Below are 22,161 nucleotides of genomic sequence, written 5' to 3'. Positions count from 1 at the left end.
TCGCCCGCCTGCACAACCTCACCCTCACCGGATGACAAGGCAGACGGCCAGGTCAGCGGGCATGCCCGAAGTCATTTACGGGACAGCCCTTAGTGCGGCTACGCACGCCACTCCGGCTGCTTGCTGGGGAGCTTGCAGCGGTCGCGCTCGTCATCACGGCTACTGAGAGGCTGGCGGAGTTCCGAGCGCGGGGCCGACAGAGACGTCCGGGTGGTGGAACCATGTTCCCTGCACCCGTTTCTGGACCGCCATCAGCGCGCATCCCATGAGAAGGGCGCCGACACCGATGATACTGACGCCACCCGTTGTCCCCAGGAGAGGCAGATTGATGACCGTGGTGCCGTATTCGGGGTCCGCGTAGACATAAAACGCGGCGTAACAGAACAAGAACAGGAGGATGACTCCGCCCACGGCTGGCAGGATGCCTGCCAGCCAGAAATTCCTGGCGCTGTGCAGGAGCGTCCTGCGGAAGTACCAGGCACAGGCGAACCCGGTCAGTCCGTAGTAGAAGGCGATACTCAGGCCGACTGAGGCGATGGAGTCGGTGAGCACGTTTTCACTCACAGAGGTGAGACCGACGTAGAAGCAGACAGATGCGATGCCCATACCGACGGTTGACCACGCGGGAGTGAGGAAGCGGGGGTGGATGCGCCCGAACTGTTGCGGGATGGCCCTGTGGACCGCCATGGAGAGAGTGGTGCGGGCGGTCGGCAGGATGGTCGTTTGGGTGGATGCTGCTGCGGAGGTGAGGACCGAAAGGATCAGAAGTTTGCTCAGTACAGCGCCCGCGCCGTGGGATCCGAACACCGCGTTGCCTAGGCTGGACAGGACGTCGCCGGAGTGGTGAGGGTTGGCCAGGCCGATGCCGGTGGTTCCATTGCCAGCATAGGCCTGGGCCGATGTGGCGACGAGTGCGTAGATGGCCAACAGTAGAACGGTGGAGATGACGGCGGCGCGGCCGGGTGTCTTGTCTGCGTCCTTGGTCTCTTCATTGACGGATACGGCAGTGTCCCAACCCCAGTAGATGAAGATCGCCAGCAGAATGCCGTTGGTGAACGCGGAGGCAGAGGATACCGCGAAGGGATTGAACCAGGATGCTGAAATGTGGAGTGACGCCGACGGCGGGTTCGGCCCGTAGGCGTGCAACAGAGCCTTCACTGACAGCAGAAGCAGTAGGATGACCTCGGCGCATAGTAACCAGCGTTGGAGTGCCGCGGAAACCTCGATGCCCACGTAGCAAATGGCTGTCATGAGGCCGATCCATAACACGCCGGCTATTGTCGTCCACAGAGGGTTTTCGGCCAGGTCGTCACGACCGACGAACTGGAACCCGTAGGAGCCAGCGATTTGGGCCAGGTTGGCCATCACGATGATGTCGGCGACGATGATCCCCCAGCCGCCCAGCCATCCGATTCGCGGGCCGAAAGCCCGTGCCGCCCACACAAATGTGGTCCCGCAGTCCGGGTCTGCGGCGTTGAGCGACTTGTAGGCGTAGGCGATCAGCAGCATCGGGACGAAGGCCAAGACGATGACGATCGGGGCTTGCACCCCTACCCCCGCTACTACGAGGCCCAGCGTCGCTGCCAGGCTGTAAGCGGGCGCTGTGGACGCGAGCCCCATGGCTACGGACGAAACCAGACCGAGCGCGCCGGTCCGTAGGCCCTTCGAACCGGGCAAGGAACCCTTCGCCACCGCTTCGGGGCGGGCCTGCGGGGTTGGTGCGCCTGAGAGAGGAGACGTGGTGTCGGCCATGGTGTGGTGAATCCTGATCTGTACGGGGCGGGGACGCCCGGGGCACGCGAAAGCGATTCCTGTGGGGTTGTGCGGCTCGGATGCCTCGACCGCTCGGGTGCTACTGCTCGCGTAGGTCCCACGCAGAGCCGTACTCGGTGAGCAGGTTGAGGAAGGGCTGTGCGGGCATTGCCTCGGGGCCGAGCACGCCGGAGCCGGACCAGGCGCCGGTGGCGATCAGTTCCAGGGCAACGACTGGGTTGACCGCCGTTTGCCAGACCACGGCCTGCGATCCGTACTCGCTCATCGACCACTGGTTGTCGACCACGTGGTACAAATACACCTCGCGCGGGCGGCCGTCCTTGGCGCCCTTGACCCAAGTGCCTGCGCAGGTCTTGCCATGCATCAGCTCGCCCAGGTCCGCAGGGTTGGGCAGGACTGCCGCGACCACGTCGCGCGGGGAGACTGCGGTCGGGCCGAGGTCGCTGCTCACGACCACCGGCTCGGTGCTGTCCAGGCCGAGTGCGTGCAACGTCTTCAGCTTGTCGATGAAGTCGTCGCCGAGGCCGTACTTGAACGTGACCCGCTTGGCCGCGACCCAGCGGGGCACCAGCAGCACCTCCTCGTGCTCAACGTTGACGCACTCAACCGGGCCGATGCCCTCCGGGAAGTCGAATACCTCGGGTTCGCTGAACGGTGCTGTGGTAAACCAGCCGCGCTCAGCCTCGTACACCACCGGCGGGTTGAGACACTCTTCAATGGTCGTCCAGATGCTGAAGGACGGGGCGAAGTCGTAGCCCGCGACGGCTAGGTTGGCCCCGTCGCGGATGCCGATTTCCTCGATCTCGTCGAAGAGCTCGTCCGCGGCGTAGCGGGCGAAGACGTCAGAGAGTCCGGGCTCCACGCCCATGCCGATCAGGGCCAGCCGGCCAGCCTTACGCCACTGCTCGGCGCGTTCGAACTGGGCGTCGCCGAGCTTTACCCCGCACAGCTCGAAAGGCCGCTCGGGGTGCGGGTGCGACAACGACATCGCCATGTCGACATAGTGGACACCTGCGGCAAGGGCCGCTTCGAACAGTGGCATCACAAAACGCGGGTCGGTTGCGTTAAGTAGGACGTCACATTGCCCCTCGGCCAGCAGGGACCTGACTGCGGCCTCGTCAGAGGCGTCCACCTGTCGGGCGGTGAATCTGCTGTCGGCCTCGCCGAGCGCGGCGACGGCGGCCTCGGCGCGCGCGGAGTCGTAGTCGGCGACGACCATGTGGTCGAAGAACGGGCGGCGGGACGCGATCCGGGTAATGGCCGTGCCGACACCGCCAGCACCTACGAGGAGTACACGCATGTCATTCCTTGCCTGAGTCTTTGCCTCGGGAGGGTCATCTGTCTTATTTGCCGCGAAACATGTCACGACACTTTCGGTGGCTGATGTTCACTTCCGCCCTCGCTCTTGGACAGACGGCGCTGGCTCCTCGCGACCTCATGTTTGATTTGTGTAGTTGGATGAGTTTTATGGCGAGTGCTGCATGGGAGCTCTGACTGGATGCCGTCGCAAAAGAGGTTTAAGGGACCCACGTCTGGGTCAGGCGGCTGGACTGCACCCACCAGTTCGGAATCTGACGTTTCAGGCTGAGACTTCCCTTGAGGGCTGCTTACTAGCGCACTCTCATGGGCCGGTAAATTAGCCCTCCCGCAGCACGCCAGCACCCGGTCGCTGATTTCGTGACAATTTTCGAAGGCCCAGGCCATGCCGGTAGGCGCCAAGATCAAGAGCAGGAGGGTGAGTCCAGCGATCATCAGTAAGGTCCAGTCAGCGGCTGGACCACCGAAACCCACGGTAGCAGCCCCTGCGCCAACGGCGATGGATGAGTCGGGAAAAATCCATTTCATGCCACCGAGAACACGGCAAGTCCCGACTAACAAGCCGCCAAAGAGCCACAGGGGTGAGAATGGTTTTGGTGCATCGACACCGAGTCGCACAGCGTTCATGGGTGAACACGCAACGGCCATTTGTAGACCGTGCTCTCCGCTAGCTATGCACAGGCATACACCGATCCCCACAAAAGTGAGTAGAATGCACCGCACTTCATGAACCTCCATTTTGGAGCGACTTCTTGGCCGTGCACATGCCATATACCATCATCATGATCTGAGTAAAGTAGCGATAGCGTTCACCCCAGGGAAAGGTACGATGCGGACCGCCTCATGGAGACCGACTACCACTCAATGGTCTCTCCGATCCGGCACGCACGCTGGTGCAGCAGGGGCCTGCAACCACACGGTTTGACTGTTACCGCGGACACCTTCCAACCATGGCCTGAGAGGGTCACACGTAAGATCGTCAGGCCCAGATGTTCCGATTAAATCTCACTGGCATAGCCTTGACGAGCGAGCCAACTCGCAGAGCAGTGCAGCGCTTGTGTAATACTCCCTATGTGCCGACGGGGTTCACTCCACCGTGTGCCGTGCAAGGCTTACGGTCATGAGTACTTGGTACTCACATAGCTGAATGACAGCGGTCCTGCGGCGCCTGATGTGACAGGTACGGTCCATCAATGAGTCTTGCCCACTCCGCATCGCTGTCCGTATCGTGGCATCGAATCGCACCTCGGGGCCAATTTCGCCAAAACTCTGCCTTACGTGCCCCTCAAGTAAGTGGCCCCTCAGTTGCATGCACACGCTCTCATGCTTGGATCGGCGTGCGACGTCGCCCACCGACGTAGCCGAGTTTTCCACTGGCGAACGCCAGCCCCCAGTCGAGCTGTGATCGCCGACAGCACGGGCAGCCATCAGGTTGAGTTTCTCGGTCGCAGCAGGACAAAATATCTTCATCAACCTACACGCTCCGATATGGGGCATCGACTGCAGCAGGCAACATGAAAGATATACTATGAAAACATCGAATGGGAATCAATTCAAGAGCCCTTTTCAATATCTGCCGCATGAATCTCACCAACAATATGAAGCAGCTACTGACACTGCCGCCCACAGCATGGGTGATTCCGGTGGAGCGCCACAGAAAGAGTCTCCGGACATGGTGAGGCGGCCCGCTAAAATTGCACGAATCGGCAGTATGATCAAACAGCTTCTGGAGGAAGCGCGGATGGCTCCATTAGACGAAACAAGCCGGGCCCGGCTGAAAGAAATTCACCACAGCTCCGTCAGCGAACTCGAAGACGGCCTCTCCCCCGAGCTGAGAGACGAACTGGAACGACTGTCTCTGCCCTTTACGGGCGAAGCCATCCCGACGGAAGCCGAATTACGCGTTGCACAAGCCCAGCTGGTCGGCTGGCTCGAAGGAGTGTTTCAAGGCATCCATGCAGCGCTCGCCGCGCAGCACATGGCGACACAGGCACAGCCTGTTCACGTGCGCCACGGGCTGCCGCCTGCCCACAGTGCGTCCAGCCGTGACCAAACCGCGACCGACCGGGACACCCTACGCTCAGGGCCCTACCTGTAATTTCCCGGGCACCGGTTCTTTGGTAGCAGCCCGCGCGCCTGCATGTGGATGGGTTTTGCGCTCGAGGTCGACGGAAAGGGGAATTTCCGACCTTGAACCGCCCGGGTCTGACCCAGGCTCGATTCCCTGAAATCATCGAGTCATAGCCCGTCAGTCCCCCCTATCCTGCTGAGCTTCGTGAGCGTGCGGCCCACGATGAGGGCGGCTGCTCCGAGGCTGAGTCACCGGTACTGCTGAGACGGTGCCGACGTGGTCCGCAAGACCGAGGTCGACCGCGGCCCACGTCGCGGGGTGACTTCTAAGGAGGCCACACACATCAGGCGGCCGCAAGCCTTAAATGCCGAGGTGCGCCGGGAGAATGAGCTCCTCAAGGCGGCATCGGCTTCCTTCGCGGCCGAGCTCGACCGAGCCGTCGAAGAGTTCTTAGAGGTCCTAACAGAAGCCGTCGATCATGTGCCTTTTCGGTTCGGATGGTCGTTGGTCTGGGCGTGGGGAAACGTCAGTCGCGGCCGTGGATCGTGTCGGATGAACTGTGCCGGGATCCAATGGGAGTACCTGCCGCAGGAGCTGGGCTTCGGATCAGGCATGACCTGCTGGCGGCGCCTGGCCGTGTGGAACGATGCCGGGGTGTGGGACCAACTGCACTTGGTGCTGCTGAAGAAGTTGCGGGTCGCGAAGAGGCTGGACTGGTCGCGGGCGGTGATCGACTCCTCCCGCGTCCGGGCCACTCGGCGGGACCCAAAAGCGGTCCAAGCCCGGTCGACCGCGCACGTCCGGGCAGCAAGCACCACCTCATCGTCGACGGCCAGGGCATCCCACTCGCCGTCTCGCTGACCGGCGGCAACCGCAACGACGTCACCCAGCTGATACCCCTGCTGGAAAAGATCCCGTCGGTCGCCGGCCTGGTCAGACGGCCACGCAACCGACCCGACAGCCTGCTCGGCGACCGTGGCTACGACCACGACAAATACCGCCGTCTCGTCTGGGCGCTGGACATCAAACCGGTGATCGCCCGCCGGGGCGTCCTACACGGTTCCGGCCTCGGCATCCACCGGTGGGTCGTGGAGCGGACCATCGCCTGGCTCCACGGCTTCCGCCGCTTACGGATCCGATGGGAACAACGCGACGACATCCACGAAGCCTTCCTCGGCCTCGCCACCTGCCTCATCACACACCGACACGTCACACGCCTTTGTTAGGGCCTCTAAGAGGTCCTCGACCCGTACCGGCAGGTGTTCAGAGTGGGGCCGATCTGCAAGGTCCCAATCGGCCACGGAGACTGAAGATCGCGGCGACCACCTACTACGCGGCCAAGAATCGTAACCCCCAGTGCCAAGGCAGTCCGCGACGCGTAGCTGAAGGCCCCGATCAGCCGCGTCCACATGGACAACTTCCGTGTCTACGAGGGGTCTGGGGGTCTGTCCAGTAAACGGTGTAACCGGTTTGGTTGCTGAGGTCAGATTCGGTTGTTGGTGAGGCGGCCGTCGAAGGCGATGTCGAAGGCCTGGAGGGCTCGCTTCCAGCGGGTGGTCCAGCGTTTGCGGCCGGTGCCGGTCGGATCGAGGGACATCACCGCAAGGTAGACGCACTTCAGAGCCGCGTTCTCGGAGGGGAAGTGGCCGCGGGCCCGCACCGCCCGGCGGATCCTGGCGTTCACCGATTCGATCGCGTTCGTGGTGCAGACGATCCTGCGGATCTCGGCGTCGAACTGCAGGAACGGCACGAACTCGGCCCAGGCGTTCTCCCACAACCGGACGATCGCCGGATACTTGCCGCCCCATTCCTCGCAGAACTCCAGGAACCGGCTGGTGGCGGCGTTCTCGGTCGGAGCGGTGTAGACGGGATTCAACGCTTTGGCGATCTTGTCGCAGTCCTGACGGCCCGCATAGCGGAACGACGCCCGCAGCAGGTGGACTACGCAGGTCTGCACCACGGTCTCGGGCCAGACCTCGCCGACGGCGTCGGGCAGGCCCTTCAAACCGTCGCAGACCAGCATGAGGACGTCTTCGACGCCGCGGTTCTTCAGCTCGGTCAGGACACGAAGCCAGTGCTTGGCGCCCTCGCCGCTCTCACCGCTGGCCCACAGCCCGAGGATGTCGCGGTGGCCTTCGGCCGTGACCGCGAGGGCCATATAGATGGGCCGGTTGGCGACCTGGCCCTCGCGGATCTTCACGTTGATGCAGTCAATGAACACGACCGGATAGACGCGGTCGAGCGGGCGGGCCTGCCATTCGGCCATGCCCTCCATCACCGAATCGGTGATCGTGGAGATGGTCTGCTTGGAGACCTCGGCTCCGCGAAGGGCCTGACCCACGGCGAGATCTCCGCCCACCTGGCAGAGGTCAGCCGGCGCTGACGCTTCTTCACGATCTGCGGCTCGAAGCCGCCCTCCCGGTCCCGCGGAACGTCGATCTCGACGGGACCGACGTCCGTGACAACCATCTTGGACCGCTTGCCGTTGCGCGAGTTGCCGCCATTCTTGCCCGCCGGATCGTGCCGGTCATAGCCGAGGTGGTCCGTCATCTCGCCCTCGAGGGCGGACTCCAGCAGCCGCGTCGTCAGCTGCTGAAGCAGACCGCCCTCCCCCGTCAGCTGCAGGCCCTCGGCTAGGGCCCGGGCCACGAGCTCGTTCAGGAACTGGTCATCCACAGCTGCAGGCGCAACCCCCACCTCAGACGCCGTGGCTATGTTCTCGCTGGTCACAGGTGCACTCTTCCATGATCGGAGTTACACCGCTTTTCTTACAGTCCCGGGTCTGGCGGCAACTGCACCACGGGGGCGTCCCCGTTGCATGGTCGCTCGGCCGATGCGTGACCTCGCTCTTCGGGGCCCCCGAACAGCTCCGCACCACCGTCCGCCACGCTGGTCGAGCGGGCCTTGGACTACTCGGACGCAACTTCGCCGCGTCCCGTACGACCGAGCGGTGGGTCGCCGACGTCACCATTGTGGTGAACTCGCGCAGCGGTCTTGTCAGATGGAGCCGGACGTTGTCCCAGACCACCGCAATCGGACCACTGAGCTCGACGCGTGCTCGGACGATCAGGTCGCGAAAGTCCCGCCAGCCGAATCCCTTCGGCTGGTCCCTGCGCCCGGTGTACTCGCGGCGTAACAGCCGGGACTGCTCGCCGGGCTTGTAGCAGTGACGGTGGGGTGGTATTCGCGGACGCGAGTCAGGGGTTGGGTACCGGCGGCGGAGTCCTGAACGCTGGCGGCGGTAACGGCTACGGTCAGCAAGAGGCCGAGGGTGTCGGTGACGATGTGCCGCTTGTGGCCGATGATCTTCTGGCCGGGTCGATGCCCTTGGCCGGTCAGGTGGACGGTGCGAGGTTTTGACGCTCTGGCTGTCGATCAGGCAGGCGCTGGGCTCGCTGGTGCGGCCTTCGGCCTGGCGGACTTTGCCGCGTAAGAGGCCGGTGAGCTGGTCGAAGATGCCTCGGCTTCCCATCGGGCGAAGTAGCCGTGGACAGTCTGGTCGGGTGGGAAGTCGTGGGGCAGGTAGAGCCAGGGGATGCCAATGCGGTCGACGTAGAGGATGGCGTTGGTCAGGGCGCACCGTTCGTGGGGGGGGTTTGCGGATGCCGTTGCGGCCTGGCGCCAGGCTTCGAGGGTGGCGCGGATGACTTCCCAGCGGGCGTCGGACAGGTCACTGGGGTAGGGCCGTGAGGGGTGCAAGATACCTGTGTACGCGGTTGCGGCCAGCCTGAGCAGGGCGTGTGCGGGGGTGTTGGGTGCACGGGGTTGTGCGTTCTCAATCTCGTGACCCGCAGATTTCTAAATGAGACAGGAGCTTTTGAGAGGAATCCGGCGCACAATCGGTCTGCCGATTGCCGCAAAAGCCATTTTTCCGGGGGACCGCTTAATCCAGGGCTGCTGTGTGGCACTGAGAATCAGTATTGAACATCTGAAAAGTGAACCAAACGCTCAATCAGAGCGGTTCCGATGTCGCGAGGCGGCCTCGATCGTTCCGAATGGACCGTGGGTGATCGCGAAGTCGCTGATCCCGCCGTGACAGGTGCGACCTCAGGACGGCGGGACGCAGGACACGCCTGATGAGCGGTTGTTCGCGGCCATCATCTACATCATGGTGAGCGGTTGCGCCTGGCCGGCTCCGCCACCCTGCTCGAGCACCTCGAAGTCGACGGCCCGTCGCTGGTTCCTCTTCTGGTCCAGAGTCGGCGCGTGGGGGGCCTCCATGAAGCCGTGCCGCACCGGGTCGACGACGCCGGCCCTGTCTATGGCGCCCGCGTCGCGCTGGCCCCGCCCACGCCCAGCGAAAAAGAGGGGGCGAAAAGACGGGCCCGCGCCCCCTGGACCGGACAAACCTCGGTCCACGATGTACGTCCTGTGGACGCGAACGGACTCCCCCTGCCGTCGGCCTCCCACCAGCCAACGTCTACGACCGCGAAGCACTGAAGCCGATGGTGGCCGGTCACCAAAACGTGACACGGCCCCACCGCGGCCGACACATCAAGGCCCAGCGTCTCTATGCCTACGAGACCTACAACATCCCTCACTGGGCAAATGGTCAGCGAGGGATCGGAGTGCGCATCTCTCGCAAAGGCGTAGAACCCAGCAGGCGTTCGTGACGCAGCAGTTGGGCGATCGAGCGCACCCTCTCCTGCCAGACAGGCTACCGCCCGTACAACTACCTCGCCTTTCTCGGACTCGGCGCAGCCGTCTGCTGTTTCAGGTCAACTACTTGTGTAGCTGAATACGTCCCAGACTGCGCAGGTCCATTTAATATCACCTTGATTAGTTTGAGGATAGCAGTCCCCCGAGCCCGATCCCCGGAAGACAGGAGCGGAGTCCTTGTAGTTCATCGCGACCTTATCCGCAGCTTTCTCTTCGGAATATTTATTCTCGTCCATCAGCATGGAAATCGCGTCTAGTTTGGAAGGGTCAGCACCAAACGGGTCGTGCACGTCCACCATGGTCCACACGGTGTAGCAATGCATATGCTGGTCAGCATTTGGCCCTCCCCACAGGTAGGTCCGACAATCCGGGGTTGTAAATTTGGTTACCGGATCCGGTGTCTTGCTTGCACTGCCGTCCGGACCCGTATAGTCGCCCCACCTGATTCCGTCAACAACTCCTGGGAAGTACAGAGAGAAGGCTGAAGCCTGACCCGCAGATACTGCCGCGATAACAGCAACTGCTCCGCCAACTATCGCGATCTTGTTGCGCGCTCTATTTCGCACTCTAACGCTCCACATTTCTGAATGATTACCTGGCCTCTGATATTCAGTCATTGATGTCAGGGTCAGTCTGATCTTTCATGAGGCCGTTCTTCGAGCGTCACCTGAATCCGAGTCCATGCTCCGGGCAGTGACGATCTATGGTCCTGCACACTGTTCAGGTCACCTCATGGTGTCCGCCTAGTTAATCGTGATGGATTCCATGGCCGACGCAATGCCGAACCCGCTGATCACCTCGTGGCGGTACTGAATCTTCTTAAGCTTACCCTTCAAAATGAATTGACATTCTGTACATTTCATTCCGCCGAACTGTTGGACCTCGAACGTTTTGAGCGTGCCACACTATCGAGGGGGGTGATAGAGCACTAGATACCCTAACCTCGATCTTAGGCGAGGGTCGGTCGACGCAGTCAGCGGGCCTTTCCGGCATTCGCGGCGGATGCTGAGCAAGCTGGCGGCCTGGCTCTCGCGTCGGGTGGGAGCCGGGTTCCACTACCCTGGTTCAGGTATTGCTTTTTCGGGACGGGAGGTCTGCTGGTCAGCCTGGGCGAGTCATGAGCGCGAGTCGTCCGAGTGCGGTGGTGCCAACGTGTACAGGGAGCGGCGCAGGATCCTGAGACGTCCGGTGGTGACGATCTGGGCGGCTGCGGGAAGCAGGCGGAACCGTAGTCGGCGAGGTTCCCAGTGCGGGGCGTTGCCGGGGGCGAGCATTGGCATCCAGGCCAGCAGGTTCAGAGCGAGCTGGGCGATCTCGAGCGAGGCCTTGTTCTGCGCGTTGTGGTGCAGGGCCAGGTTGAGCAGGCGGCACGGGCGACCGGAATACAGTCGTGGTCCGGCCCCGTAGTCGGTAGCGGAGTTCGAGTTCGGCGAGCGGCCTGCCAGGGGTGTTGGTCGTGAAGCACGTGATCTGTATGCCGGCGGTGTCCGTGACCCTCACCTGGTCCCCGGCTACGGTCGTTCCTGCGGACGGCAGGCTGCATGCCCTTCGGCCAGCCGTCAAGCAGCCTGCTGGTGAGTTCAGCGGCCCAGGCGCCGTCGCGGACCTTGGCCTCGGCCTGGGCGACCGGGTCCCGCGCTGAACCGGGATCTGCAGGAGGTGCTGGTGTTGTGTCGGTGATCATCATGCCGACTGAGTAGAACATCGGCCTCATTTCGCGAGCCAGGACACGAAGTCATGGGTGCCGTTGGCCGCGCCCGAGCGGATCGGCGTCTACCGCCCTTGCTGTTCCCCTGCCGCAGGCGAGCAGCGATCGATTCACCTGCTAGTAGCCCGGGTGGTGTTCGACAAGAGCCGTGAGCAGGTGATGGTCAGATGCTTCTCAAGGCAGTGGTTGCGTCCTCCTTGTCAGAGTGCGCGATCACGAGGAAGCCATCGAGGTCGACCGTGACCTGTCCGTCGGTGTCCGGGGCCTTCTGCCCCGCTAACGACCAGAGACGGCCGTGCACTTGGGACCGCGCAGACCGGATGGCCCGCCGGGCTCCTCGTCGGAGGCAGCGAGCGTGTTCATCAGGCGGGAGATGGCCCGGTCGGATGCAACGGGGCGAACACACTCGGCTCACACTCCAGCATCACCACGTCCGCGAGGCGGTCCTCGCTGCGAGCGACCGTCAGAGTGACTCATCGGCAGCACCGGATGGGTCCGGTCCAGCGCCTGCACCTGCATCCTGGTCAGTGCGATCACGCGGGCGCGGGTCTGCGGTGCATCTGGTCCTTTCCGCCGCGGCGCCTCTCTTCCTCCAGCCCGCCAGACGGTGCTCTGCGTACCGGGCCTTGGTGCCGTCCACCGTCCGCTGAGACACCCCCGTCAGTTCGGCGATGTCCTTACGACGACGGCCCTCTCCGGCCCACAACGCGATCCGGGCTCGCAGCGCCACGTCCGTGACATGCCGGTTACCGCCAAAGCCCGCAACTCCCTGGCCTGTTCTGGAGGGAGATCCACACATTGGCCAACGAGCTGAAGAGCTTCAGGTGACACGAACAGGCTCACGAGACGCTAGCAGACCGCGGACGCAACCCCGCACGCGGCACGGCAGAACCGCCCGAGCAACCCGACCCGCCACCTGCACGAACACCGACTCGCGCTCACCTTCTCAGTCAGCGACAGCACTCATCCCCTCCACACCAGGACAGGACGACCGCCGAACTCAGAAGTCGAACGACGCCAGCAAAGCATCAATTACTCAGGCTCACGAGCGGCTGACCTGAGTGAATCGAGACGTGGCATACATCAGCCCGGCCGCGCGTCAATTGTCGATTGAAAGGTGATTCCTCATGGATGACTTCAGCCTTGATGACCTCAGCAGCTTCGACTCCCTGGAAGTGGGAGAGCTGATCGTGAGCAGCGACGCCGTCGCCTCGCTCACGAGCGATCACATGCTGGCCAAGGGTGGGGCGTCGTGCTTCTCCACCGTCCCCTGCGCCAGCTGCTGCTGCTGCTGCTGACCGAACGGCGTGCCGCCGCGATGTTCGCGTGGCGGCACGCCGCCCTCCCACTGAGACGGATAGGACGGCCATGTCGACACCACGTGACATCACGGAGGTCTACCCCCGCCTGCGCAACGAGGTGTACTTCGCGCCCACCACCGGAGGAGCCCACCTCGTGGACGGTGAACGCGTCGTCACGGTACAGTCCCAGTGGGCCTATCCGCTCTTGGAGCGGCTCGCTCCGCATCTCACCGGGGACCGCTCTGTCGCAGACCTGACCAATGCCCTCGATGATGAAAAGCGCGGCATGGTGGAACGCCTGGTCTCGGTCCTGCGGGACGAGAACTTCATTCGTGACGCCGGTCTCGACCGCCCGCACCGACTCAGCCCTGAGGAGCTCCAGCTCTATGGTGCTGAGGTCGCGTTCGTGGAATCGTTCCGGGATTCCGCTGCGAGCCGCTTTCAAGCCTGGCGCGACATTGAGACAGTCATAGTCGGGGCCGGCTCCACCGTCGCGGCACTGGCCGGTGCGGTCCTCCGCTCGGGAGTAAGGTCTACCACCGTCCATGTAATAGGCGGCCTTGACCAGGACCTTGCACGGATCAAGGAGCACCGTGCCATCGCCCTCGAGCGGGACCCGGCCCAACGGCTCACCGTCCAAGACGCCCGGGCCGGGCTCTCCTCAGTCGAAACCCTCGCAGGCCTCGTGGTGCCGCCAGCCGGTGTCGTCTTGCACGCATGCGGCTTGCCGTGCGCCGCCCACGCAGCAGCGCTGGACGACCTCTGTCAGCGCACAGGAACCACACTGGTGCAGGCCGTCACCCAAGGTGACGAGGTCTGGATCGGGCCCGTAACCGCGCCTGGACGGCCCGACACCGGCTGGAGGGCCGCATGGTTGCGGATTCAAAGGGGCAGCGCGCCGACAGCGGAGCGGTCCGGGGACGCTTCGAGTCCATTCCTCAGCGGGCCAGCATCGGCGGTGCTCGCGAACCAATTGGTGTTCGCTGCGTTCAATCACGTCACAGGGGTCACCTCCACCGGCGTGGGGCCGAGCGTTATCCGGCTAGATCTGGAAACGCTGACCGGAGAAGGCCACAGCGTCGTGCCCCATCCCGATGCACTGGCCGCGGAACCGTCAGGTGCTGACGACGTGCTTCGCCTGGCTGAGCGGTGTGCTCGGTCGGCCCCGGTCGACGACGAAACGTTCTCCCGAACAGTGGCAGCCCTGCTAGACGAGCGGACCGGAGTCCTCACACCGTTCGACGAAGGAGACATTCCTCAGCTTCCCCTTCGCGTGACCCGGGTAACGTCCAACGATCCAGGAGCAGGAAGTGGTCCAGTAGTCGTCCACGGTGCGGCCCTCGATTTCGCCCAAGCCAGGTTCCGGGCCGCCCGGCGAGCACTAGCGGTCCATGCGTCCTTAAGGCCAGACCCCCGACGGAGGGTGCATCCCCATAGGTCGGCGGATGAAGCATGGGTCCACGGCGTACGTGCACTCGACGGCGTCGCAGCCCCCGTGCCGGAACGGCAGGCGTTCCCAAGCTGGTACGCAGTGCGGGGCGGCGCAGTCTACCGTCCGCCCGTTGGTATGGCCGCGGCACCCTCCTGGCACACGGCTGTGGAGGAAGGCCTGCTGGACCACTGTGCCAACCTCGCGGCACAGGCAGCGCAGAACCTCGCCGGCTCCGTGTCCTGGCCCCGCCTCCGGATTTCCGACGTAGAGCTGGACCAGGAGGGAAACGATCTGCTGCGCCTTCTGGAGATCACCGGCAAGTGCCTTGATATCCGGCACATTTCGATCGCGAGCGTTGCCGTCTACGCGTTCCTACTCGATGGGGCGACCATCTGCTATCAGGCAGCACTTTCCACAGCAGACGCTGTGCGGGAGGGCCTACGCAAAGTCCTGCTGGCCTACCAGGCGACTAGCTGGGGCCGATCCGACATCGCCCCTCCCACCGTGCCGCCCCTCCCCTGTGGCAACGACCGTTCCGTGTCCCAGGCAGTCGTACGACGGGACGATTCGCCATCACCTGCTGCCCGAGTACGGAAGGTGGCTGCCTCGCTGACAGCGGCCGGCCCGTGGCAACCCGTCGTCGTACCGCTGGACGCGGGCCCAAACGTCAGCGCCGTCCTTCCCTACATTATTCAAGTGGTTCTCTCCGATGTCTGACAACGTAACGACCACGCAGTTTCTGATCGCGATCGCCGGGGATGGCGGAGAGCTCGACTCGGCAATCAGTGCGCTCCTGCCCGACGCTGCCCGCTTCGTCGAATCCACCCCGCCCACGCAACACAGCATCGTGGTCGTGGCGGCGGACCGGGCCGACAGCCCACTTCTTACCGAGGTCGAGGGGGCGTGCCGTACCTCGGGCGTGCAGTGCCTAGCGACTCACGTCCGCGGGACCCGGGTCCAGGTCGGCCCGCTCTCGTCGCCCGGATCGCCCGGGTGCGGCCGGTGCGCGACCCTGCGGCGGGAGAGTGCGGTCGACCCGATACTGCCGGTCCCCGCGATCGCCGCGCACCGCAATGGTTTCGCAGTGCAGGTGGCCGCCGCACATGTGCTCCGGGAGGTGGACGCGATTGTCAGGAGGGCTGGCACTGAGAGCCGCATCCGAAAAGCATTCCTGACCGTCGATCTGCGGGACCTGACTTCCCGGTCACATTCCTTCCTGCCCGTCCCCAGCTGCCCCGTTTGCGGCAGCGGTCTACCCGAGGACAACCCGGAAGCCGCGCGCCTCGTCCTTCAGTCGCGGCCGAAGCCCGGGAGGGCCTTCCGGGTGCGAGCCTTGGCACCCATGGGACCAGCGCTGGTCAACACCTACGTCGACTCCGAAGCTGGGATCATACGGGACCTCCGCCCCGGAGGCCTCGAGACGTTGCCAACGGCCCTGGCACCGATGGGAATCACCAACGGGTTCGGCCGAGCCACAGACCTACAGACTGCCCGACTGACGGCGATCACAGAGGCCATGGAACGCTTCAGCGGACTGCAGCCGGGCGGTCGTCGGACCGTCGTCCACTCGTCCCGACGGGCACTCGGAGACACTGCGATCGATCCCTTCACACTGGGCCTGCACCTCGAAGAGTGCTACGCGGATCCCGAGTTCCCGTTTCGCCGCTATACGGAGGACTCGCTTTGCGACTGGGTATGGGGCCACTCCTTCGCCCGGGACGAACCCGTCCTCGTCCCGAAGAGCTACGTCTACTACGGCGGGCACAACCAACATGGAAAGCAGGAGGACAGGCCGTTCATCTTCACCTCGTCCAATGGAACGGCAATGGGCGGGTGCGCCGAGGAGGCGATCCTCCACGGCCTGCTCGAACTCGCTGAACGGGATGCCTTCTTGATGACCTGGTACGCAAGGTTGCACGTTCCGCGGATCGCACCTCGATCAGTGCCGGATCCGGCGGTGCCGCTGCTGATCGAGCGTGTCCGGCAGCGCACCGGATACCAGGTCGACGTCTTCGCGACGACGATGGAGCACCGCGTCCCGTCATTCTGGGTTATGGGCCGACGGGAGGGCGACAACCCCCGCCAGATGAAGACACTCTCTGCAGCTGGCAGCGGACTCGACGCCACGTCTGCACTCACAGGGGCGCTCCACGAGCTGACCGCCATGCTGGACCTACAGCCAAGCGCCTACCCGCACCAGTACAAGCGCGCTGGCATGCTGGTGGCCGACCCTTCCCTGGTCACGTCCATGGACGACCACGGCCTCCTCTACGGCCATCCAGCGGCATTCGACCGCCTGGAGTTCCTCTTCGACAGCGCCGAGCAGGAGTTCGCGGACGTGACTTGTGAGTGGGCATGGCCACAGCACGACGATCTGCGGACGGACTGCGTGGAACTCATCCGCCGCTACCTGGCAACCGGTTTGGACGTCATCGCGGTCGACCTCACCACACCCGAGCTGGCGACCACTGGCCTGGCCAGCTACAAGATAGTCGTCCCTGGACTGCTACCGATGACCTTCGGCCATCGCAACCGCCGAGTCGTCGGACTACCCCGGTTGCACACTGTGCCACAGCTCCTCGGGCACCGCAGCACTCCCCTCGAAGCGACCGATGTAAACGCCAATCCGCATCCCTTCCCCTGAGGCACGGGCATGGACCATTCCACGACCGACGGGCGCGCCCGGGTGAGCCCGGAGATGCGCCAGTTTTGGCAGGAGTCGCTGAACGCCTGGTTCCCACTCATGGGCACCCCCGCCCCGGCCACCCCCCCGCACGGACAGGGAGAAGACAGGACGACGGCCGCGGCGGCGCCACACACTACCGACGGGGCCTGTCTCACCTAAGCTCGGCGACCTTAGAACAGCGTTCACACCACATCAGCCATCCGAACCGGCTGCCCGCCGGCTCGACGCGGAGATGCTGTCTGCCCTCCTGCAGCACAGCTACGGTCTCGTCCGCATGGCACTGGGCCCCGACGCATCCGATCACCCATACCACCGAACAACACCGTCGGCCCGGGGATTTTTCCCCACCCAGCTCTACTGCTGGGTTCCGGACGAAACCGACGGAATCTCTTCTGGGTTCCACGCCTACGACCCGCTACACCACGCCGTTGAGCTCGTGCGGGCCGAGGAGGATAGGCACGCCCGAGCCGCCCTGGCCGACGTAACGGGTGACTCCCTGGACGATGCCCGGGTGGCTTTCCTGATCACCAGCCGGTACGCCCGTACGGCCCGGCACTACAACAGCTATGCATACCGCCTGTGTGCCCAGGAAGCAGGGGTGGTGGCAGGAAATGCTTTGATGGCGGCTGGGGTTCTCGGGCTCCGCGGCTTCGTGCATCACCGAATTCGGAGCGCTTCGTTCTCCAGCCTCCTAGGCCTCGGTGACACGGAGAGTCCCGGCTTGGTCGTCTCACTCCACGACCGCTGCCACTCCGCCGTGCGCCGCTCGGCCGAGACAGCCCGCATGGGAACCTGCAAGAGCCCGGAGCCAGACGCGTCCGGGCTTGGAGATCCGAACGGGTCCGATCTTGACGCCGACCGCTGTGCGGTACTCCTCGACCTCGACCTCCGAAGCCGCCAGCTGCAACCCACTCACCGGACTCTGCCGGCGGTACGGACCGCTGCACCGACCGGTCAGGGCCCCTCCTTCGCCCTGCCCGATGGTTCCGACGTCCCCATCGACGCGGCGGCTGCTCTGGCGAACCGCACCTCCGGCTCGTGTTTCGGCAGCCTAGGGGGATTTCCCGCTCCGGACGTGGATCTGGTCTCGATCGCCGCACCATTGCGTCACGCGCTGTACCCGCACCCCTCAGACCTGGTGACTCCGGGCGAGCGGCCTCCGGTCAACTGCTACTTTGCTGCACCAGCGGTATCCGGACTGCCGGACGCCTTCTACCGGTGGTGTCCGGATGAGGGGCTGCTGCACACCCAGGCTGTAGGTGGAGCCTACAAGCGGCTGGATGAGTGCTACCAGTTGACGTTCGGCATCCCCATGTGGACGTTCAGTCCCCGCCACCAGAGCGCCAACCTGATGTTCTATCTAGCGGTGGACCGCCTCAGGGCAGAACGGGTCTTCGGCGACCGCGCGTACCGAGTTCTGCACCAGGAAGCCGGCATCGTTGCACAGCGGCTGTGCACTCTGGCTGCCGCCAGCGGGCTGGCAGCCAGGATCCACAACGGTTATCCGGCTGCCGCGGTCGGGGCCGTGCTGGGCCTCCCTGCGGGGGTCGAACCGGTCATCCAGATCCTCGTCGGCAGGTCCCGCCCCAGTCGGCGCTACCAGATGGAGGTGACGCCTTGAACAGCACGGTGTACCCCTATTGCCGTCCACCAGCACCGGTGCGGGCGGACACCGCACCACCACTCTTCGTGCGGATCGCCGGCCTTCCAGCGACCGTGATCGAACAGGTGCGTTCCCCAGACCTCGCCCAACGGATCGAGGAGGTCCTTGATCACGAGGCCCGGTTCGCGTCCGCATCTGCAGACCTCGTGAACGAGCTGTACACCGCCATCGGCAGCCTCCCCGACCGTTCGCTGCGGCCTCATCTGGTGGGCCTGCGCCGGGCCGTCCACGGCATGCGGCGACCGGCCGCGAAGGAGATCGCCGCTGCTGCGGCCCTGCCGCGCCCACTGGCCGAACACCTGGCCCACTGGACCACCGCTCTAGAGAGGCGATCCGCGCTGCGCAACACGTTTCATATCGTCTTCGCCGACGAGCTCGCACGCAGCCGGGACGCCCTGCGCAGGGCAGCCACCCACCCGCACCTCCGTCACGGTCTGCTGGCCACCAGCCCCGAGCTCCTGGAGCGCCTCGAACCATGGGTGGAGGGTGGGAAAACCCCTCCCGAGAAGGCTTTGATGAGTCTGGCTCGCTATGTGGCCAGGGCCGCGGCGAAAACCAGCCCGCTGAGTTCCCTCACCTTTAGCGGCGCCGCCGAATGGACTGAATCCGGTCCCGCGATCGTGCTCGTGCCGACCGCTCCCACCGCGTTCCGCGTCGAACTGCACCGTTCACGCATCGCCGCCGTCAGCCGCGCGCTGGCGCGACACCCCGGATTTGCCGACACGGTTCGCATCAGAGTCAATCCATCCTCACGCCAGGACGGCGACACCCTCGGTTTCCTGGCTCCGCCCCCAGACGGCACTCTCCGCACGGTCGTCCAGCCACCGGTCGTCCGTGCCTGCCTCGACGCACTCCGCACCGCCACACGTGAGACCGGTGACTGCGGCAGGTCCGAGGTGCTCGACACGTTCGGGCACGCCCTCGGACGCAATCGGCACCGGGCCGCGGAACTGCTCGACTGGTTGACCAACATCGGCGCCGTCGAAGCCCGACTGCCCATCGCGGACCAGTCCTCGGACTTTCTGGGAGAACTCATCAAACTGGCCAACAATCCAGGCATCCGCGGCGATACCAAGATTTGGCCGACCCTCGAAGGCCTCCAGAAGGACATTGAGTCGTGGACGAAGGCAACCGACCCCCAAAGCCGTTACCTGCACGCACAATCCGTGGAAGACGCGCTCAGCCGGACCGCCGAGGCATGCGGCGCGGGCCCCGAGGAACTCCCCCTGTCAGGACGCCCCCTCTTCGAGACCGGGGTATACACCGAGCCTGCTGCCGCCTGCTCCCGCCCCCGCTGGAACGGCGTCGCCCAGGATCTCGACACGTTCCGACTCCTCCTCGGCCTCTTCGACCCCGCTCTGCCGTTCCGCCTCGGCCTGGCCGCCTACGCCAGGCACCGATACGGCGAACACGCCAAGGTCCCGTTCTTGAAGCTGTACGGCGACTACTACACCGAGCTCGGCTCGGCCGACGAACACCCTTTTCTCCTGCGGCCGTCCCTCTTGGAACAGCTGCGCGCCTTCCGCCCTCTCACCTCGGCCTTCGAACTGCTGGAACGACTTCCCTGCCCCCGGCTTCAGGCCCTGCCAGCCCTACGCCGCGAGGCATCAGCCCTGATCAATCCGACCGGCCCGGAACCTCGGAAAATCAGCCGCTCCGAGATCGAGTCACTGGTCGCCTCGTGGCCCGACTTCCTCCGCCCGCCGCGCTCCGTAGCCTTTTACGGTCAGGCGTCCGTCATTGAGGACCGCCTGCACTTCACGGTCAATCAGGCCAATGGCGGGTACGGCCGGGGCCGCAGCCGGCTCACCGGGCTTCTCGGCGGCAGTCAGCAGACGATAACCCCATCCGAAGGGCCGATTCGCGCCGAGATCGAGAACGTCCTGGGCACCAGCCTCAATGTCCGTGAGGCGGCCACCGAGTACGCCATCGACTATCCCTCGCTGGTGAGCAGGCGTCGACCAGACCGACTCGTCCCCCTCGGCGAACTCGTCCTGGACATCGGCAGCGCAAACGACTACCCCGTGCTCTACTGGCCCCGGGCCCACCGGACCATCGAACCGGTCCACACCGCGAGTATGTCGGAGATGCTACTGCCGCCTCCACTACACCTACTCATGGATGGTTTCGGCGCGCCGGCAACACCCCTGCACTCCACATGGCGGTGGACTCGAGAGATCGACACCTCAACCGTGCTACGCGGAACCTGGCACATGCCGCGCATCGACATCGGCGACGTCACCATCCAGCGCGCCTACTGGAACACCCCGTGCAACGAGGTCCCGCGCCCCTGCCCTGGCGAGCCGCCGTCCGAGTACCTCCTCAGGCTGTCCGGCTGGCTGCGCGAGCATGGAATCCCCCCGCGCACGTTCGTCCGGCTGCTGGACGTCTCGGACACGTCGACCACCTCGCGGCTCCAACTGACCAAGTCCCGTAAGCCCTTTTACCTGGACACGGCGAACTGGTTCCTGGTCCGCACCCTGGTCCGCGAACTTGAGCGTGCCAATGACAGCCCCGTCCTCGTCTGCTTCCAGGAGTCCCTGCCCGACCCCGCCGAGACCATCGGTGCCCGCGAACCGGTGGCAAGTGAGTTCCTGATCGAGATCACGGCCAAGGAGGAAGCCGCATGAACGGAACCCGTGACCTCGTCTGGGTGAGCGCCCACCTGCACTTCCACGACGATCTGGACGACCTCCTACGTCAAGCCGTCCGCCCCCTGCTCGACGAGCTCCGACGAGACGGGAGCCTCGTTAAGTGGTTCTATCTCCGGTACTGGAACGGCGGCCCCCATCTGCGCCTGCGGCTCCTCGTGCCTGCCGCGGCAGAGCCCGACACTCGTGCCGCCATCGCAGCAGCAGCCCGGGCACGCATCGAGCACTCACCATCGCCGACAGCCATGACGGAGGCAGAGTACGCCCAATGGGCACACGAGCTGTCTCGGCTGGAGAGAACACCGGCGATCCCCCTCGTCCCGGATAACTCCCTCTTGTTCGTCCCTTACCAGCCGGAACATCACCGCTATGGCGTAGGCAGGCAACTCGCCGCAGTCGAACAGCACTTCACCGAGTCCAGTGAGATCGCACTACGAGTGGTCCAGGCCCAATTACCCCGGCAGCACCGGATCGCTCTCGGGGTGTCGGCCGTCTCCGCCATCTATTCATGGAACGACACGCCCGCATGGGCCCTAGCCGAAGCAGTGTCCGAAAGCGTCCGAAGAGATTTCGACACGGCCTACGAGGCACAACGTGACCCGCTGTGCCGCCTGATGCGCCGCTGGCAAGACCGAGACGCGGATGGCGCTGCGGCACCGGGGGTGGAAGAGGCGTGGTGGGCGTCCGCGTCAAGGCTTCGGGCTCGGCTGACCGCCCCCGATCCCAGGGTCTGCTCAACACCACGGCTAGGGACGGTGGTTGATGCCTGCACCCACCTGTTCTGCAACCGCCTAGGCCTGTCCGTCCAGGACGAAATGTACGCCCGCCATCTGGTCGGCCGCGCCGTCGCCGATCTATCGGAACCTACGGCACCAAAGGGATAGGACGCAATGGATTCAA

The 22,161-nt window shown here is 64.5% G+C and carries 12 protein-coding genes and 5 pseudogenes; 10 read left to right on the top strand and 7 right to left on the bottom strand.

Going from position 1 to position 22,161, the window contains the following annotated elements; all coding sequences use genetic code 11:
- Window positions 1–159: 159 nt before the first annotated feature.
- On the bottom strand, window positions 160–1,752 hold the full coding sequence (locus tag ABZ854_RS33085; protein WP_361218503.1) for an APC family permease: 1,593 nt from the start codon (window positions 1,750–1,752) through the stop codon (window positions 160–162).
- Window positions 1,753–1,852: 100 nt separating this feature from the next.
- A complete protein-coding gene (locus ABZ854_RS33080; protein WP_361218500.1) occupies window positions 1,853–3,073 on the bottom strand; it encodes a saccharopine dehydrogenase C-terminal domain-containing protein in 1,221 nt (406 codons plus the stop codon).
- 1,545 nt (window positions 3,074–4,618) lie between these two features.
- Between ABZ854_RS33080 and ABZ854_RS33075 the strand changes: the two genes are divergently transcribed.
- Window positions 4,619–5,188, top strand: a complete 570-nt coding sequence (locus ABZ854_RS33075) for a bacterial proteasome activator family protein (RefSeq protein ID WP_361218497.1) — start codon at window positions 4,619–4,621, stop codon at window positions 5,186–5,188.
- Window positions 5,189–5,658: 470 nt separating this feature from the next.
- Window positions 5,659–6,387, top strand: a pseudogene (locus ABZ854_RS33070) (IS5 family transposase).
- 257 nt (window positions 6,388–6,644) lie between these two features.
- On the opposite strand, the pseudogene ABZ854_RS33065 reads toward ABZ854_RS33070, so the two are convergent.
- Window positions 6,645–7,876, bottom strand: a pseudogene (locus tag ABZ854_RS33065) (IS256 family transposase).
- A 474-nt stretch (window positions 7,877–8,350) separates the two neighbouring features.
- A pseudogene (locus ABZ854_RS33060) lies at window positions 8,351–8,860 on the bottom strand (transposase); the annotation flags it as partial.
- Window positions 8,861–9,089: 229 nt separating this feature from the next.
- On the opposite strand from ABZ854_RS33060, the pseudogene ABZ854_RS33055 reads away from it, so the two are divergent.
- A pseudogene (locus ABZ854_RS33055) lies at window positions 9,090–9,876 on the top strand (transposase); the annotation flags it as partial.
- 3 nt (window positions 9,877–9,879) lie between these two features.
- On the opposite strand, the gene ABZ854_RS33050 reads toward ABZ854_RS33055, so the two are convergent.
- The 3 genes from ABZ854_RS33050 to ABZ854_RS33040 all read right to left on the bottom strand — a co-directional run bounded on the left by ABZ854_RS33050 (window position 9,880) and on the right by ABZ854_RS33040 (window position 12,327).
- Window positions 9,880–10,437, bottom strand: a complete 558-nt coding sequence (locus tag ABZ854_RS33050; protein WP_361218511.1) for a hypothetical protein — start codon at window positions 10,435–10,437, stop codon at window positions 9,880–9,882.
- 498 nt (window positions 10,438–10,935) lie between these two features.
- Complete coding sequence (locus tag ABZ854_RS33045) at window positions 10,936–11,118, bottom strand: hypothetical protein (RefSeq protein ID WP_361218508.1); 183 nt, start codon at window positions 11,116–11,118, stop codon at window positions 10,936–10,938.
- Window positions 11,119–11,991: 873 nt separating this feature from the next.
- Window positions 11,992–12,327: a helix-turn-helix domain-containing protein gene (locus ABZ854_RS33040; protein WP_361218495.1), complete on the bottom strand. Its 336-nt coding sequence runs from the start codon at window positions 12,325–12,327 to the stop codon at window positions 11,992–11,994.
- A 328-nt stretch (window positions 12,328–12,655) separates the two neighbouring features.
- Between ABZ854_RS33040 and ABZ854_RS33035 the strand changes: the two genes are divergently transcribed.
- The 7 genes and pseudogenes from ABZ854_RS33035 to ABZ854_RS33005 all read left to right on the top strand — a co-directional run bounded on the left by ABZ854_RS33035 (window position 12,656) and on the right by ABZ854_RS33005 (window position 22,145).
- Window positions 12,656–12,826, top strand: a complete 171-nt coding sequence (locus ABZ854_RS33035; RefSeq protein ID WP_361218492.1) for a hypothetical protein — start codon at window positions 12,656–12,658, stop codon at window positions 12,824–12,826.
- Window positions 12,827–12,896: 70 nt separating this feature from the next.
- The gene (locus ABZ854_RS33030) at window positions 12,897–14,978 is read left to right on the top strand and encodes a hypothetical protein (protein WP_361218490.1); all 2,082 of its coding nucleotides are present in this window, start codon (window positions 12,897–12,899) and stop codon (window positions 14,976–14,978) included.
- Window positions 14,971–16,905, top strand: coding sequence for a TOMM precursor leader peptide-binding protein (locus tag ABZ854_RS33025; RefSeq protein ID WP_361218487.1), 1,935 nt, complete (start codon window positions 14,971–14,973; stop codon window positions 16,903–16,905). The genes ABZ854_RS33030 and ABZ854_RS33025 overlap by 8 nt, the downstream gene beginning before the upstream one ends.
- A gap of 268 nt (window positions 16,906–17,173) precedes the next feature.
- Window positions 17,174–17,665, top strand: a pseudogene (locus tag ABZ854_RS33020) (SagB family peptide dehydrogenase); the annotation flags it as partial.
- A 66-nt stretch (window positions 17,666–17,731) separates the two neighbouring features.
- On the top strand, window positions 17,732–18,568 hold the full coding sequence (locus ABZ854_RS33015) for a nitroreductase family protein (protein ID WP_361218505.1): 837 nt from the start codon (window positions 17,732–17,734) through the stop codon (window positions 18,566–18,568).
- A complete protein-coding gene (locus tag ABZ854_RS33010; RefSeq protein WP_361218484.1) occupies window positions 18,565–21,240 on the top strand; it encodes a lantibiotic dehydratase in 2,676 nt (891 codons plus the stop codon). Before ABZ854_RS33015 ends, ABZ854_RS33010 begins: the two co-directional genes overlap by 4 nt.
- Entirely contained in the window at window positions 21,237–22,145 is a 909-nt protein-coding gene (locus ABZ854_RS33005; protein ID WP_361218481.1) for a thiopeptide-type bacteriocin biosynthesis protein, read from the top strand. The genes ABZ854_RS33010 and ABZ854_RS33005 overlap by 4 nt, the downstream gene beginning before the upstream one ends.
- Window positions 22,146–22,161 lie beyond the last annotated feature (16 nt).

Source organism: Streptomyces sp. NPDC047028 (assembly GCF_040644095.1).
Taxonomy (GTDB): Bacteria; Actinomycetota; Actinomycetes; order Streptomycetales; family Streptomycetaceae; genus Streptomyces.
Note: the sequence above shows the minus strand (reverse complement) of the source record. Positions and strands in the feature narration are given on the sequence as shown.